Annotated in this window: 13 protein-coding genes; 5 read left to right on the top strand and 8 right to left on the bottom strand. The window is 47.6% G+C overall.

The features are described 5' to 3' along the window. The first annotated feature begins 7 nt into the window (after window positions 1-7). The 5 genes from waaF to rfaP all read left to right on the top strand — a co-directional run bounded on the left by waaF (window position 8) and on the right by rfaP (window position 5,549). Window positions 8-1,048, top strand: coding sequence for a lipopolysaccharide heptosyltransferase II (gene waaF, locus H6995_00540; GenBank protein ID MCP5213483.1), 1,041 nt, complete (start codon window positions 8-10; stop codon window positions 1,046-1,048). 10 nt (window positions 1,049-1,058) lie between these two features. Further along, the gene (gene waaC / locus H6995_00535) at window positions 1,059-2,060 is read left to right on the top strand and encodes a lipopolysaccharide heptosyltransferase I (GenBank protein ID MCP5213482.1); all 1,002 of its coding nucleotides are present in this window, start codon (window positions 1,059-1,061) and stop codon (window positions 2,058-2,060) included. After that, on the top strand, window positions 2,060-3,205 hold the full coding sequence (locus tag H6995_00530; GenBank protein MCP5213481.1) for a glycosyltransferase family 4 protein: 1,146 nt from the start codon (window positions 2,060-2,062) through the stop codon (window positions 3,203-3,205). Before waaC ends, H6995_00530 begins: the two co-directional genes overlap by 1 nt. Before the next feature lie 22 nt (window positions 3,206-3,227). Continuing rightward, entirely contained in the window at window positions 3,228-4,622 is a 1,395-nt protein-coding gene (locus tag H6995_00525) for a hypothetical protein (GenBank protein MCP5213480.1), read from the top strand. Between the two features lie 102 nt (window positions 4,623-4,724). Then, a complete protein-coding gene (rfaP, locus tag H6995_00520; GenBank protein ID MCP5213479.1) occupies window positions 4,725-5,549 on the top strand; it encodes a lipopolysaccharide core heptose(I) kinase RfaP in 825 nt (274 codons plus the stop codon). A gap of 14 nt (window positions 5,550-5,563) precedes the next feature. On the opposite strand, the gene H6995_00515 is transcribed toward rfaP, so the two are convergent. From H6995_00515 to tkt, 8 genes are all read right to left on the bottom strand, one after another. Further along, window positions 5,564-6,235, bottom strand: coding sequence for a toluene tolerance protein (locus H6995_00515; protein ID MCP5213478.1), 672 nt, complete (start codon window positions 6,233-6,235; stop codon window positions 5,564-5,566). Between the two features lie 38 nt (window positions 6,236-6,273). After that, window positions 6,274-6,921, bottom strand: coding sequence for a class I SAM-dependent methyltransferase (locus H6995_00510; protein MCP5213477.1), 648 nt, complete (start codon window positions 6,919-6,921; stop codon window positions 6,274-6,276). A gap of 143 nt (window positions 6,922-7,064) precedes the next feature. Further along, window positions 7,065-8,066, bottom strand: a complete 1,002-nt coding sequence (locus H6995_00505; protein ID MCP5213476.1) for an LLM class flavin-dependent oxidoreductase — start codon at window positions 8,064-8,066, stop codon at window positions 7,065-7,067. 334 nt (window positions 8,067-8,400) lie between these two features. Further along, the gene (locus tag H6995_00500; GenBank protein MCP5213475.1) at window positions 8,401-9,375 is read right to left on the bottom strand and encodes an alpha/beta hydrolase; all 975 of its coding nucleotides are present in this window, start codon (window positions 9,373-9,375) and stop codon (window positions 8,401-8,403) included. After that, the gene (locus H6995_00495) at window positions 9,368-10,402 is read right to left on the bottom strand and encodes a fructose-bisphosphate aldolase class I (GenBank protein ID MCP5213474.1); all 1,035 of its coding nucleotides are present in this window, start codon (window positions 10,400-10,402) and stop codon (window positions 9,368-9,370) included. Before H6995_00495 ends, H6995_00500 begins: the two co-directional genes overlap by 8 nt. A 49-nt stretch (window positions 10,403-10,451) precedes the next feature. Further along, entirely contained in the window at window positions 10,452-11,627 is a 1,176-nt protein-coding gene (locus tag H6995_00490; protein ID MCP5213473.1) for a phosphoglycerate kinase, read from the bottom strand. A gap of 23 nt (window positions 11,628-11,650) precedes the next feature. Then, window positions 11,651-12,673, bottom strand: a complete 1,023-nt coding sequence (gap, locus tag H6995_00485) for a type I glyceraldehyde-3-phosphate dehydrogenase (protein MCP5213472.1) — start codon at window positions 12,671-12,673, stop codon at window positions 11,651-11,653. Window positions 12,674-12,739: 66 nt separating this feature from the next. After that, a complete protein-coding gene (gene tkt / locus H6995_00480; protein MCP5213471.1) occupies window positions 12,740-14,746 on the bottom strand; it encodes a transketolase in 2,007 nt (668 codons plus the stop codon). Window positions 14,747-14,937 lie beyond the last annotated feature (191 nt).

Raw genomic sequence — 14,937 nt, 5'->3', positions numbered from 1 at the left:
CTAGCGGGTGAAAATTCTGGTCATTGGCCCTTCATGGGTAGGGGATATGGTGATGGCGCAAAGCCTCTTCATCTCCCTCAAGACGAAGCATCCGCAAGCAATAATTGATGTGCTGGCACCCGACTGGAGCCGCCCGATATTACAACGTATGCCGGAAGTGAATCGTGCGATTGTCATGCCGATTGGTCATGGTGCAATAAATTTGTTGGCACGTCGCGAGATAGGTCGCTCATTAAAGTCTGCGAACTACGATCAGGCGATTATATTACCTAACTCACTCAAGTCTGCCATTATTCCCTGTTTTGCGGGCATTCCAAAACGCACTGGCTGGCGCGGCGAGATGCGTTATGCGCTGCTTAACGATATTCGACTGCTCAACAAAAATAGATACCCATTGATGGTGCAACGCTTTGTCGCTCTTGCCTATCAGCCTATGGCAACGCTACCGGAAAAACTACCGACACCACACCTAGCCGTTGATCAGACAAATGTTCTTGACGCACTCACCCGATTTGAACTGAACAGCGAACGACCAATCCTGGCGCTCTGTCCCGGTGCAGAATTTGGCGAAGCCAAACGCTGGCCAGCCAACCATTACGCTGAAGTTGCCCAGCACAAAATCAATGATGGCTGGCAGGTATGGCTATTCGGCTCCGCAAAGGACGCTGTCGTCACCGATCAAATTCAATCACGGCTTAGTCCCGAGTCGGCCCAATACTGTCTTAATCTGGCCGGCGAAACCAGCCTCGGCGACGCTGTTGATCTGATGTCTTTGGCCAGCGCCGTAGTCACGAATGACTCAGGTCTAATGCATATCGCCGCAGCGCTTGACCGTCCGTTGGTAGTACTCTACGGTTCATCTTCGCCGGCCTTCACGCCGCCCCTCAGCAAACAAGTTAAAATACTCAAAACCAGTATTGAGTGCAGTCCCTGCTTTAAGCGGGAGTGTCCGCTTGGACATCTAAAGTGTCTAAAAGAGCTCCCGGTTGACTGGGTATTACAGGGCTTGAACGAACTGGTAACTCCGCCATCAATAACCTGCGAATAGGGCTACTCGGTTGCGCGTACTGATCATCAAAACATCATCGCTTGGCGATGTCATCCATACGCTACCAGCAATTACCGATGCATCGACGCAGGCGGATATTCGCTTTGATTGGGTGGTGGAGCAGTCCTTTGCTGAAGTGCCCACTTGGCACACCAGTATCGAGCGCACCATCCCGGTTGCGTTGAGACGCTGGCGTAAGTCGCCCTTTTCGGTTTGGCGATCGTCAGAATGGCGCGAGTTCAAGCAGCAGTTACAGCAATACCCCTACGACGCCATCATTGATGCACAGGGACTGATAAAAAGCGCCTGGATCACCCGCTATGCAGAAGGCCCAAGCTATGGGCTGGACAAAAAATCTGCACGGGAACCTTTAGCCAGCCAGTTTTATCAACATCGAATTGCGGTTGCCAAGCACCAACATGCCGTGGAACGGGTTCGCCAATTATTAGCAGCGGCTTTGGGCTACGAAGTTCCGCAGAATACTGGCAACTATGGCATCGATCGATCACGGCTCGGCGACACCCCCTACACTGGTGATTATCTCGTTTTCATCCATGGCACCACCTGGCCCACCAAACATTGGCCAGATAACTATTGGCAGGAACTGGCGCAAAGTGCTGGGCAGCAGGGGTTGAAGGTGTTAGTTCCCTGGGGCAATGATACGGAGAAAAACCGTGCTGAAAGCATCGCCGCTAGCGCTACTAATGTTGAGGTCTTACCTCGGCTTGGACTGAGCGCACTGGCAGCAATATTGGCGGATGCAAGGGCGGTGGTATCCGTAGATACCGGTCTCGCTCACCTAACCGCTGCGCTTGATATTCCTAACCTAACCCTATATGGCCCAACGCAACCGAAATTGGTTGGCACCTATGGTGAAAACCAACACCATTTAGAGGCTCGTTTTTATAGCACAGAAGCCAACCCTAATAAGAAGCACAATCTAATGCAGGCATTGACACCGGCTATCGTTTTAAAACAATTACAGAATTTAATTTCTTTGGGCCGCGCTTAATGGTTTTTGGCTTCTGTTTATTCAAATATTTCCCTTTTGGGGGGTTACAACGTGATTTTCTCCGTATAGCCTTGGAATGCCAAAAACGCGGCCATAGGATTCGTGTTTACGTTTCAACCTGGGAAAGTGAGCAGCCGGACGGATTTGACATCATTTATGTCCCGCAAAAAGGAATCAATAGCCCGGCAAGAAACCGTGCCTATGTAAGCTTTGTACAAAAACACCTAAAAAGTCATCCATTGGACTATCTGGTCGGGTTTAACAAAATTCCTGGTCTCGATTGTTATTATGCTGCTGACGGCTGCTTTTTGGCGAAAGCAAAACAACAACGGGGTGTTATTTATCGGCTTAGTTCTCGGTTCAGACACTTCGTGAACAATGAAAGTGCCATTTTCAAAAAGGGTCAGCAAACCGAAATACTCATGATTTCGAAACTTCAAATCCCCATTTATCAGAAGTTCTATCAAACCGAGTCAGAGCGATTTCACTTGCTGCCACCGGGAGTATCACGTGACCGAATAGCTCCCGACAACGCCGCACAGGAAAGGCAATCCTTCCGCTGTGAATTTGGCATTGAGCAGGATGAGTGGTTGTGGCTCATGGTTGGCTCGGGCTTCAAGACAAAAGGGGTAGACCGTTCATTGCGTGCGCTGCACAGCTTGCCAGCGCAATTACGGAAAAAAACAAAAATCTTTATCGTCGGTCAGGATAATCCTAACCCTTTCAAACGTCTCGCGGCAAAATTAAATATCACCGAAAATATCTGTTTTTTCCCCGGCCGAGATGATATCCCAAAATTTTTACTCGGTGCTGATATACTGGTACATCCTGCTTACCATGAAAATACCGGAACAATTTTACTTGAAGCTCTAGTTGCAGGACTCCCCGTAATAACTACCGATATTTGCGGCTATGCTCATTACATTAACCAGGCCAAAGCGGGCACTCTATTGTCTCACCCATTCAGTCAGTCAGAAATGAATCAAGAGGTGCTGCGGATGATGAACCGCACTCGACAGAATGAGCTTCATCAAAATGCGCTTAATTATGCCCGGGACGCCGACCTCTATAGCATGCCGCAAGCCGCAGCAGATATTATTGAAACACTGTGCCAAAACAAAAACCTAACAAGCGTTTCTGTATAAAACCCCTTGAGTCGCTCGACCTATGACAGAAAATATTATACTAAGGCGCTATGAGGCCCAGGATTTACTAACATCCGGTTTTGACCTACCCGTACCATGCCTGGTTGAAGGCATTTCCCCAAAACCGTTACGCTGTGAAAAGATACTACGTATGCTACCCGGCAAGCGGTTAGTGTTTCTCGCCGATGATTCGAGGGAAAAGTTAATTATTAAGTTAATGGGGCATGGCTCCTATGCCGTGAAACAGCATAATAGGGAAATCGAAGGCTCACAGGCGTTAACCGCTGCAGGATTAACGACACCAACGATAGTTGACCATGGTATTGATTTTACCCGGAAAATCAGTTTTGTTAGTTATCGCTATCTCGCTCAGGGTCTTAATCTTTCCGAGGTTTTTAAGCAGTCTGATAACAGTAAAAAAATAGTATTATTGGAGACTGTTTTTCAAATAATTGCACGTATGCACAATCACGGTATTTTCCAGCAGGATATCCATCTGGAAAATTTTATGCTGCAAAATGAAAAAATTTACACCTTGGACTGCGCCAGCATCGTCAAGCCCACTTCAAAAAAAATAATTAGTAGCGTGGCTATTACCAACCTAGGCTTGTTTGTCGCGCAACTATATCCCCATCTGGATCCAATAATAGAAAAATGCTTCGATCAATATCAGCGGGAAATCAATAATCTCAATTTTAGCTTCCAGCAAGTAAAACTAGCTGCGCTCAGAGCACGCACTAACAGAATGCGCCGCTACCGGAAGAAAGTATTTAAATCCACCAGCGCACATTGTTGTACAAGGAGTTGGCAGCGCTATCTGATTTGTCGGAGAGAAAATTATGATAGCGATATGAACAACTTTTTTAGAAATCCCGATGCAGCAATAAGCCAGGGCAAAACGCTCAAGGCGGGTAATAGCGCCACCGTTTCATTAGTTTCCATTGGGACTCAGAAATATGTCGTCAAACGTTACAATATAAAGGGAATCTGGCATAGCATAAAACGATTATTTCAGACCACACGTGCTTGGCGATCTTGGCGTTCCGCGCATATGCTGGCGCTACTGGATATAGAAACTCCACAGCCAGTTGCACTATTGGAATACCGTTTCGGCCCATTACGGCGCAAAGCGTACCTAGTCACCGAATATCTAGCGACAGAAACAGGTAGCTTTTTGAATGAGTTGATCAATAAAGGCTTAACCGAAGAGCAAGGGGAGAAACTTTTTGCGCCGCTGTTCAACAAGATGCAACATGCCAAGGTCAGCCACGGTGATTTTAAAGCTTCAAACTTTTTCATTAAAGATAATAGTATCTTGGTGATTGACCTTGACGCGATGAGGTTACATAAAACGAAGCGCTCTGCTGAGGCTGCCATTAGCAAAGACAAAGATCGTTTTCATCAAAACTGGAAATAGGATTTTCCTGGGACAACCAAGTGGCCGCAGGGCCGAACAAGCACAACCTATTGATAAATAAAATTATTTTAGCAAAACCATCTCCATAAAAGAGCATGCTCCATGACAGAATATTACCTGCGCGAAGACTTGGCTAGACACTGGGATCGTGATGATCCTTTTAAACATGCCATGGAGCTAGATGGAGAGCTATTTAGAGATATGCCTTCTCGGCGTACGCTACGGTTTTTCTGTAACAAACAGCCTTATTTTGCAAAAATCCATACCGGTGTAGGCTGGCGAGAAATTATTAAAAACCTATTGCAAGGTCGTATGCCTATACTCGACGCCAGCCCCGAGTGGCACGCCATTAAACGTCTGGAGGAAATTGGCGTGGAGACCATGACCATTGCTGGTTATGGTGTTCGACGGTGGAATCCGGCGCAGCGTGAATCTTTTCTAATCACGGAATCGCTTCAAAACACGGAAAGCCTGGAAGACTTTTGTCGAGAGTGGCAAACATCCCCTCCCACCTTTCCATTAAAAAACCACATGATCACAAAGGTAGCTTCTATTTCACGTCAGTTACACCAGAACGGTATTAATCACAGGGATTATTATATTTGCCACTTCCTGCTAGATTTGCAGCAAGGAAAGGAATCGCTGGAAAAGGATAAAATTAAACTTTTTCTAATTGATTTGCACCGCTCTCAAATAAGAAAAAAAGTACCAATTCGTTGGCTGATAAAGGATATCGGGAGCCTGTATTTTTCTGCTATGGATATTGGCCTAACACAGCGTGATATCTTCCGCTTTATAGAGATTTATTCTGGCCAGCCTTGGCGGCAGAGCTTAATACAAGATCGCCGCTTTTGGGAAAAAGTAACGGCGCGAGCAATTACGCTTTACGAAAAAATGCATCACCGCAAGCCGAAATTACTATTTTAAGCCCCGTGGGCTTGTCAGTATGAGTGGAGTTGGTCGTGTGCAGTACGGATTAATCTTTGCTGTTGCGACGCACTTAAACTCTGTGCGACGTTACAATAGCTTTGCCAATAGAGGGGTAAATTCACTTTACTATACATAGCATCCCGATCGGCCGGGTAACGACAGGTATGCTTGAAATTGCGGCACCGAAGTAACAAAGAAAGGGGTTTACGGTAACAACGCAGATCAGCAATATCGATTAATCCGAACTCGTTTTGCTGCGTTAAGATTATATTCCCGAAATGTATAGACCGGAAAAAAACGCCCAGCTCATGTAAGCGACCGATAAAGGCCCCAAATAAATGCACCACCTCTTCCGAAAATCCACCTTGAGCCTCCTGAATTTCACGTAATGAAGGCCCTTCGAGTGGCCTGTAGCAAACAGCCGTTCGTTGGATACTGGGTATTTTTAGCTCTTCAATTTCTGTTATTGTCGGAATCCCACATTTAGCGAGTGTCATCGCATTTCTGGCAAAACGTCTGGAGTAGGGAAGATAAAGGGCGGAAGAGATCAGCCTTTTACGCCTGAACAATTTCATTATTTTGCCAGAGGAAAGCGCTAATACCTTATCGCCATAGCCGTCGGCGGAAAGCACTTCTGCACCAGCCCGTAATTGCTGATATTGCTCACTGGTCAGCGATTTCATAACTGTTTTCTCGTTCCCTTTGATGGCAACAAAAGCGTTTAAGCTGCGGGTTTAGCTAAAATCATAAAGGAATGGGAAAAGTAGCTTTTGAAACGACTGGGCAAAGCCTTAAGCCAATCACTTTTCGGTTGAACCCAATAAATTTCATAGGGATTCAGACCGGACATACGGCACAGGTTACATAGTGTTATCGGGTCAAACCAGCAAGTATGCTCCTCATGCACCTGCGGCCGATTATAGCGCCAGATTTTCCATGCTTGTTTAGAATAAAACGGATTCGGTGTAGTAATGACTAGGGTGCCATTAGCAGCAAGATGTCTGCGCATATTTTCCAGAAACTGCCCCACGTTGGGAAGGTGTTCAATTATTTCACCGGCAACGATGGTGTCAAATTCCTCATCAAGATTCATCGTAACGACATCCGCTGCTTTTACATTAAATCCCTGAGATTTCAGCATCTCAATTCCTTCTTCATCAATATCAACGCCAAGACAATTAGCGTTAAGGTTGCACACCTGACGAAAAAGAAGGTTGGAGTGATGCCGCTCCAGCTGTAGTTCGGTAGCACGCCGACTGCGTCTTGACTCAACCACCCCCAGATCAAGCACTTTTCCAGCTTGTTGTACCAAGGGGGTAATTATTTCCATACGATCATTGATGGATTTAACAAAATTTAGATCACTCAAGCGTGCCGCCTTATTCACAGTTCTGTTGGAAGTCACTAGCCATATAAATCTAGTCATTATGTAGTGGCGAGATCATAACAGATAGGCGTAGACCTGTGCACTTACGCGGATCAAATTGTGCCATTTGCCTGCCAGCGCTAGGCTTACGACTTAAAGTGCGGCAGGACTTCTTTGCCCAACAGATCTAAAGCTTCATTAAAGTCAGGGCCTAGACAGTGCCCAAAGGCGACATGGGTAACACCTGCAGCGGCCATTGTTTCAATTTGTTGGATAACCTCTTCCGGCGTACCGGTCACAGAACACTTTGCTATCGACAGGTCGGAAACGTAGCTCGCCCCTTTTTTAAAATCACCCACCGCAGCGGCTTGGCGTACTTGATTGATTTCTTCTTCGGAAATACCCGCCACATCGGTCATTGGCCGTAGGTAGGGCAAATAGACCGCAAGCACTGCACGTGCTGTCTCTCGTGCCTTTTCTCGGTTGGCTGAAATGGAGCTGAGCGGTCCAGCAATAACCTCAATATCATCCGGGTTACGGCCACTGCGCTTCGCACCAATTTCAATATTTTCACGGATGATACGCACATAATCAGGGTTCCATAGACCATCTGACTTCACACCGGAGGCGATTTCACCGGCCAACTGACACATCTTAGGCCCCCAGGTGCCGATAAAAATAGGCACCTCTTTTCGATAGGGTTGAAAACGGAAAAATAATTCCTCGGTGCAAGTAAAAACCTCACCATGAAAAGCGGTATGATTCCCTTGCAAGAGTCGTCTAATAACCTGGATGGCTTCTCTGACCATGGTAATAGGTTTCTTCTGCTGTTCGATACCCAAAAACTCCCAGAAAGCGCCACGCGCGATGCCACAGACCGCTCGACCTTTGGTAAGCTCATCCAACTCGGCTAAATTTCCGGCATGATAACAGGGATGTACGATTTGTGGGGTGATAATGCCCGGACCAACTTTAATACTGTTGGTATGCTCACCAATCAATGTCAGTAATGGCCAGCTCGGTTTAAACATCAGGTCATCATAAACATGAACTTCATCAAAGCCGTAATTCTCAATACGCTGAGCCATACCAATATATTCGCGTATGGGATAACTGCCTTGCAGACCAATACTAAACTTAAGCGCCATAGCCAACCTCCTGGGTACGTTTAAATCAGTTCAAATTTAACAGCTGCTCGGTATCGGATATAGATATGAAAGCAAGAATCTTTGTTGTTGAATACGGAACAATAATGAGAAAGCCATGATTCAAACTGAACTCATGTGTTGCCATTAAGAACCGATAAAAGAAAGGGGCCTCAAGAGAGGCCCCGGCGGCCTTGAGTATTTCAACTCAAGGGAGGGTATGTTTCGGCTACCATTGTATTGCGCACGATACGCCCTGTGAAATGATCTTTTCCTCTATTAATAGGAGTTTTTAACGGTCATGGTTATAACAGACAATTATTCGCGACGTTATTTACTATTGCTTAAAATAAGTCTCTAACAGGTCAAATAACGGCTCCCGAAACTCATTAGATTCATTCACTAGATGATGTCTTGCCTGAGGCAAAAAATGTATTTTGGGTCGATTAAAATTTTTATCGATGACTCGCAGATTATATTGCCAGTCAATAGTTGTATCTTCACCGCCTTGAATAATAATCGGTGATAGGGGGGATGGTTTTACCCTTTCAAAAGTGGATGCCCAATCTATCAGAGCGGCTACCCAGGAAAGTGGTATGCGCTGGTATTGCAGCGGATCTTTATTGGTCAAAAAATCGATAAAGCCTGCATCGTGGGAACAAGGCATGATCTTGCGTTCCACACTTTTCACCCAATGTTTGGAGGCGGCATAAAGCCACAGCAGCTTTTTCCAACCCACCGGTCTGACTAAAGGTGCCAGAAGGAAAATATTTTTGAAGGGGTTGTTAATTTGATCAAATCGATGCGCCATCAGGTAAGCCATTGCGATGGCACCACCAGTACTCTGCCCCAGTAAATGCCAGGGCTCATCAAAATGCGATTGGCAAACCGTCACGTAATGGTGCAAAACCTCAACGTACTGCTGAAAATTATTGATCCCCGCAGGTTCACCAGTAGACAGCCCATGGCCCGGCAGATCATAGATAAGCACCGAATAATCCTGTTCCAGACAAAAACGTATTATGTGCTGAAACAGACCGGCGTGATCAAAATAACCATGCAGCAATAGCACAGTGCCTTTGGACAAACCGAGGCGCGGGCGAAAGTAATGCGTTGCTAGGCGAAAATCCGCTATTTGGCAATAACCAAAACCATGCATCAAATGAGAAAAATCTTTTTCAAAATGAATACCGTAATAACGACAGTATTCTTGCTCTATTTCGGATAGTGTGCCGGGATAATCAAAATCTATCGGCTTCCATTGTCGTTGAATACTATTTTTGTCCCAACGGAGTGATAGCCCTTTAGTCATGTGATGACACGTGTTCCATATCGGCACGGTAGTCGCCCAATTGTGCAGCGGCGGTTAATCGAGCACGATGATGCAGCGCCGCCTGAGCCTCATCCCAATTTTCCTGCTTCCCACTCCAGACATGCAGCGCCTCCTGCTGCAAAGCTCGTCCATAGGAATAGCTCAACAACCAGGGAGCAGGCTGTTGATTGATCGCATTCAAGTACGCATCTGAATCCGCCGGCGATAAACCGCCCGATAAAAAAGCGATCATCGGTACCGCTGCAGGCACCGTTCTACGCAATACTTTTAGGGTGAGCTCGGCCACCTGTTCCGGTGTAGTTTCAATACCGCTATCCTTACCTGGCACCACCATGTTCGGCTTCAGAATACAGTGCTCCAACACCACCCCTTGCCGGTGCAAGGCATGAAACAACGCTTGTATAGTCACTTCGGTCGCTTCAGCACAATTTTCAATACTATGGGTACCATTAATTAAAACTTCGGGCTCTACGATCGGCACAATACCCTGCTCTTGGCACAGCGCCGCATAACGCGCCAGCATTTCAGCATTAATATTGATGGCGCGACGGCTCGGCGTTCGACTACTGATGTGATAGACATTACGCCACTTGGCAAAACGCGCACCCAGTTTTTTGTATTCAGTCAAACGTTCTCGTAAACCATCCAGACCCTGAGTCACTTGTTCCCCTGGACAGTTGGCAAGGTCGGTCAAACCTTTATCAACCTTAATACCTGGGACTATCTGCTGGATAGCCGCCAGCTGCGGGATGGCGACATTGTTGACGCAAGCAGTTTGCGCCAGAGTTTCTTCGAACAGGATAACGCCACTGATAAAGTCACCCAGATGAGGGGTGGCAAGCAACAGGGAGCGGTAACGACAGCGGGCTTCTTCCGTTGATTCAACGCCGATATCGGCAAAACGTTTGGCGATGGTATTACTACTTTCATCGGCCGCTAGAATACCTTTACCCCGTACCGCCATTGCGGCAATAGTTTGCTGTAACTCCAGTGCAATTGACGTCATAGCTATCTCCCGGTCGCCCGTTAAACAGCCGCTGGCTGAAAATGGCGAATTATTGGTTTGCTGCGCGTTGTTCCAATATTGCCACAGCCGGAAGTATTTTGCCTTCAACATATTCCAAAAAGGCACCTCCACCGGTGGAGATATAGGAAATTTGCTCGGTAATGCCGTATTTATCAACTGCCGCCAGCGTATCACCGCCACCAGCTATCGAAAAAGCGGTGCTTGCGGCAATGGCCTCAGCAATAACTTGCGTACCCTGGCCAAATTGGTCGAACTCAAACACCCCCACCGGACCGTTCCAGATAATTGTTTTTGCCTCACGTAAAATACCAGCCAAAACCGCTGCTGAATTCGGGCCAATATCGAGAATCATCTCATCATCCGCCACATCCATCACCGCCTTGGTGACGGCAACCGCCGACTCGCTAAACTCCTTCGCCACCACCACATCCGTCGGTAAGGGAATTTCTGTTTGCTGCAGCAATGCTTTTGCATCATCGATCAAATCATGCTCGCACAAAGATTTGCCAACTGGAAAACCCGCCGCCGCTAAAAAGGTATTGGCGATGCCGCCGCCGACAATCAATTGATCAACTATTTTTGATAACGACTTCAGCACGGTCAGTTTGGTCGAGACTTTCGCCCCCCCGACAATAGCAACCACCGGCCGTGCTGGGTTGGCAAGTGCCTGCTTCAGCGCACTCAGCTCATTACTCAACAGTGGCCCCGCACAAGCGACAGGGGCAAATTTCGCGACACCGTGGGTGGATGCCTGCGCCCGATGGGCCGTACCGAAAGCATCCATTACAAAAACATCGCAGAGCTGTGCCATTTTTTTTGCCAATGTCTCGTCATCCGCCTTTTCCCCGGTATTAAAACGGACATTTTCCACCAGGACTAATTCACCTGACTGTACTTCGACCCCCTCCAACCAATCCCGCTCAAAACGTACCGGCCTAGCCAGCAGCTCTGCCAAATATTGTGCGATCGGCTGTAACGAAAACTCCTGTTGGTCCTGCCAGCTCACCCCTTCCTTTGGGCGACCGAGATGCGACATCACGATAACACCTGCCCCGGCTTTAAGTGCGAGCTTAATTGTTGGTAAAGCTGCGCGGATACGCGCGTCGCTGGTTACTTTCCCCTCTTTAACCGGCACATTAAGATCCTCTCGAATCAATACGCGCTTGCCGTTCAGATCAAGGTCAGTCATATTCAGTACAGTCATTTATTAATCCTGATTTCCTGAGATTATTTTTTTGTTAAATTTTTCAGCACACCGGCAACATCAAGCATACGATTCGCAAAACCCCACTCATTATCGAACCAAGCCATTACCTTGACCAGGCGATCACCGGTAACGCAGGTTTGTCCGCCATCAACAATGGATGAGCGCACATCATGATTAAAGTCACAGGATGCCAGCAACTCATCGGTATAGCCTAAAATACCAGCGAGTCCTCCTGTTGCTGCATTTTTAAGTAGTTGATTCACTTCCGCGACCGTGGTTGCCCTTTTCATTTGCACGGTCAAATCCATGATCGAAACATTCACCGTCGGTACCCGCATTGCCGAAGCAGTAAAACGCTTTTCAAATTCCGGCAGCACCCGCGCAATACCCTTTGCCAGCTGCGTTTCCACCGGGATAATGGATGCACTAGCACTGCGTGTGCGGCGTAAATCGGTATGATGATAAGCATCGATAACTGGCTGGTCATTCATCGCGGAATGAATAGTAGTGATGTGGCCTAATTCCACACCGATACCATCATCCAGACACTTAATCACTGGCACGATACAGTTAGTCGTGCAGGAAGCATTAGAAATAATCGTATCATCGGCAGTCAGACTTTGATGATTGATGCCGTAAACGATGGTGGCATCGACACAGGGTTCGGCAGGCTGGGAAAAGAGCACCCGTTTTGCGCCACAGCTCAAGTGTTGCTCGGCGGAAACACGATCGGTAAAGCTACCCGAACACTCCAGTACGAGATCAACTTTTTGCGCAGCCCAGGGTAAGTGATCGCGCTGTTTAAAATGCGTTACCGGTATACGGTCGCCGTTAATTACCAGCAGCTCTCCTTCGACACTAATGTCACCGGAAAAACGGCCATGAGTGGAGTCGTATTTGGTAAGATGCGCGATGGTTTCAATATCCGCCAGCTCATTAATGGCGACGATATCCATATCCTGCTTGTGGGCAGACTCATAGAGCGCACGCAACACACAGCGACCGATGCGGCCATAACCGTTAATCGCTAACCGATAGGACATAGTGCTCCCTGAAAATCAATGCCATCGACCAATGTGAACAGATTAGAACCTCTGCCTGACAGGCTGCTAGAGCAGTGCTTCCACTTGCTGCACGATATTATCCGTGGTGAAACCAAAATATTCCATTAATTGCTCACCGGGTGCCGACTCACCAAAGCTCTTCATGCCAATGATGCGCCCATTCAAGCCCGCATACTTATACCAATAATCCTGATGCGACGCTTCCACTACAACACGGGCCGCAATATTCGCAGGCAAGACAGATTCTCGATAGTTCTCATCCTGCGCATCAAACAAGTCTGTAGATGGCATTGATACCAACCTGACCTGTACGCCGCTCCTCTGTAAATCTTCTGTTGCCGCCATTGCTGTACCGATCTCTGAACCAGTGGCGATAATAATTGCTTGCGGCGCCTGTTCACTGTCCTTGAGGATATAACCACCGCGCTTTATATTCGCGAGCTGCTCGGCAGAGCGCGGCATCACTGGCAGGGATTGACGTGAAAAAATCAATGCGCTGGGGCCATCTTGACGTTCAATCGCAGATTGCCAGGCCACCGCTGATTCGACGGTATCACAGGGACGCCATACTGACATATTGGGAGTGCTGCGCAAAGAGGTCAGTTGTTCCACCGCTTGGTGAGTAGGACCGTCTTCACCCAGGCCAATCGAATCATGAGTGTAGACGAAGATACTACGCAGCTTCATTAAAGCCGCCATACGCACGGCATTGCGCGCATACTCCATAAACATCAAGAACGTGCCACCATAAGGAATAAAGCCGCCATGCAAAGCAATACCGTTCATAATGGCCGACATACCAAATTCACGCACACCATAATAAATATAATTACCGTCCGCCTGATTACGCGTTAGCGGTTGACTGCCACTCCAGTTAGTCAAATTGGATCCAGTAAGGTCAGCTGACCCTCCCAGTAACTCCGGCAATCCAGGCCCAAAGGCATTGAGGCAATTTTGCGAGGCCTTACGAGTAGCGATTTTTTCAGCTGCGCCCTGCGCTTTTTGAGCGTATTCTTCTGCAATTTGCGCAAAATCATTTGGTAACTCACCTTTAACGCGGCGCTCGAATTCCGCTGCTTTAACGGGGTGGGCCGAGCCATAAGCCGTAAACAGGGTTTGCCAGTCTGATTCCGCTACGGCACCGCGCTGCTTCGCATTCCAACCGCTATAAATAGCTTCAGGTATATCAAAGGGCGGATGTTGCCAGCCCAGATTTTCACGCGCTGCCTGCACCTCAGCCTCGCCCAAGGCGGCACCATGCACACTCTCTGTACCCTGTTTATTAGGCGCTCCAAACCCTATAATGGTCTGGCAGCAAATCAAGGTAGGCTGTTCTGTGTTGGCGCGCGCGGTTTTTAGTGCAGTCTTAATTTCTGCCGGATCATGGCCGTCTACATGAGCGATCACCTGCCAACCATAGGCTTCAAAGCGTTTTGCCGTATTATCGCTAAACCAACCCTGCACTTCGCCATCAATTGAGATGCCATTATCATCATAAAGCGCGATCAGTTTGCCCAAACCGAGCGTTCCGGCTAATGAGCACACTTCGTGGGAAATACCCTCCATCAAACAGCCATCACCTAAGAATACGTAAGTATGGTGATCGACAATGGGGAAGTTCGGCTCGTTAAATTGAGCCGCTAAGGTTCTCTCTGCTATGGCCATACCCACCGCATTGGCAATACCCTGCCCCAACGGCCCGGTGGTGGTTTCGACGCCGGGGGCATAACCATACTCCGGATGTCCTGGTGTTTTTGAGTGGAGCTGACGAAAATTCTTAAGATCATCGATACTGAGATCATAACCGGCCAAATGTAACAGGGAGTACAGCAACATGGAGCCGTGACCATTGGAGAGTACAAAGCGGTCACGGTTTGGCCACTGCGGATTCGTCGGATTGTGTACCAGGAAATCATTCCATAGCACTTCCGCAATATCAGCCATTCCCATTGGCGCCCCGGGATGCCCGGAGTTAGCTTGTTGGACTGCATCCATACTTAAAGCACGCACGGCATTGGCAAGTTGATTTCGCGGAACGGTCTGCGACGACATAGTTGAACCTCTTGGTTGCATCGAAACTTAGATTTTAAAAAGCCGCCTATTTTCACCTAACTGGCGCGAAGCATCAAATCTAACTTGGGGAAACTGCCCAATTAGTTGCTTAAATGCCAACTATTAAACAATTCCACCAAAAATATCTATATCAAAATATTTTGATATAGATTTGATTAATCCGACACTCA

It is taken from the genome of Pseudomonadales bacterium (assembly GCA_024234615.1).
Taxonomy (GTDB): domain Bacteria; phylum Pseudomonadota; class Gammaproteobacteria; order Pseudomonadales; family IMCC2047; genus JAJFKB01.
Note: the sequence above shows the minus strand (reverse complement) of the source record. Positions and strands in the feature narration are given on the sequence as shown.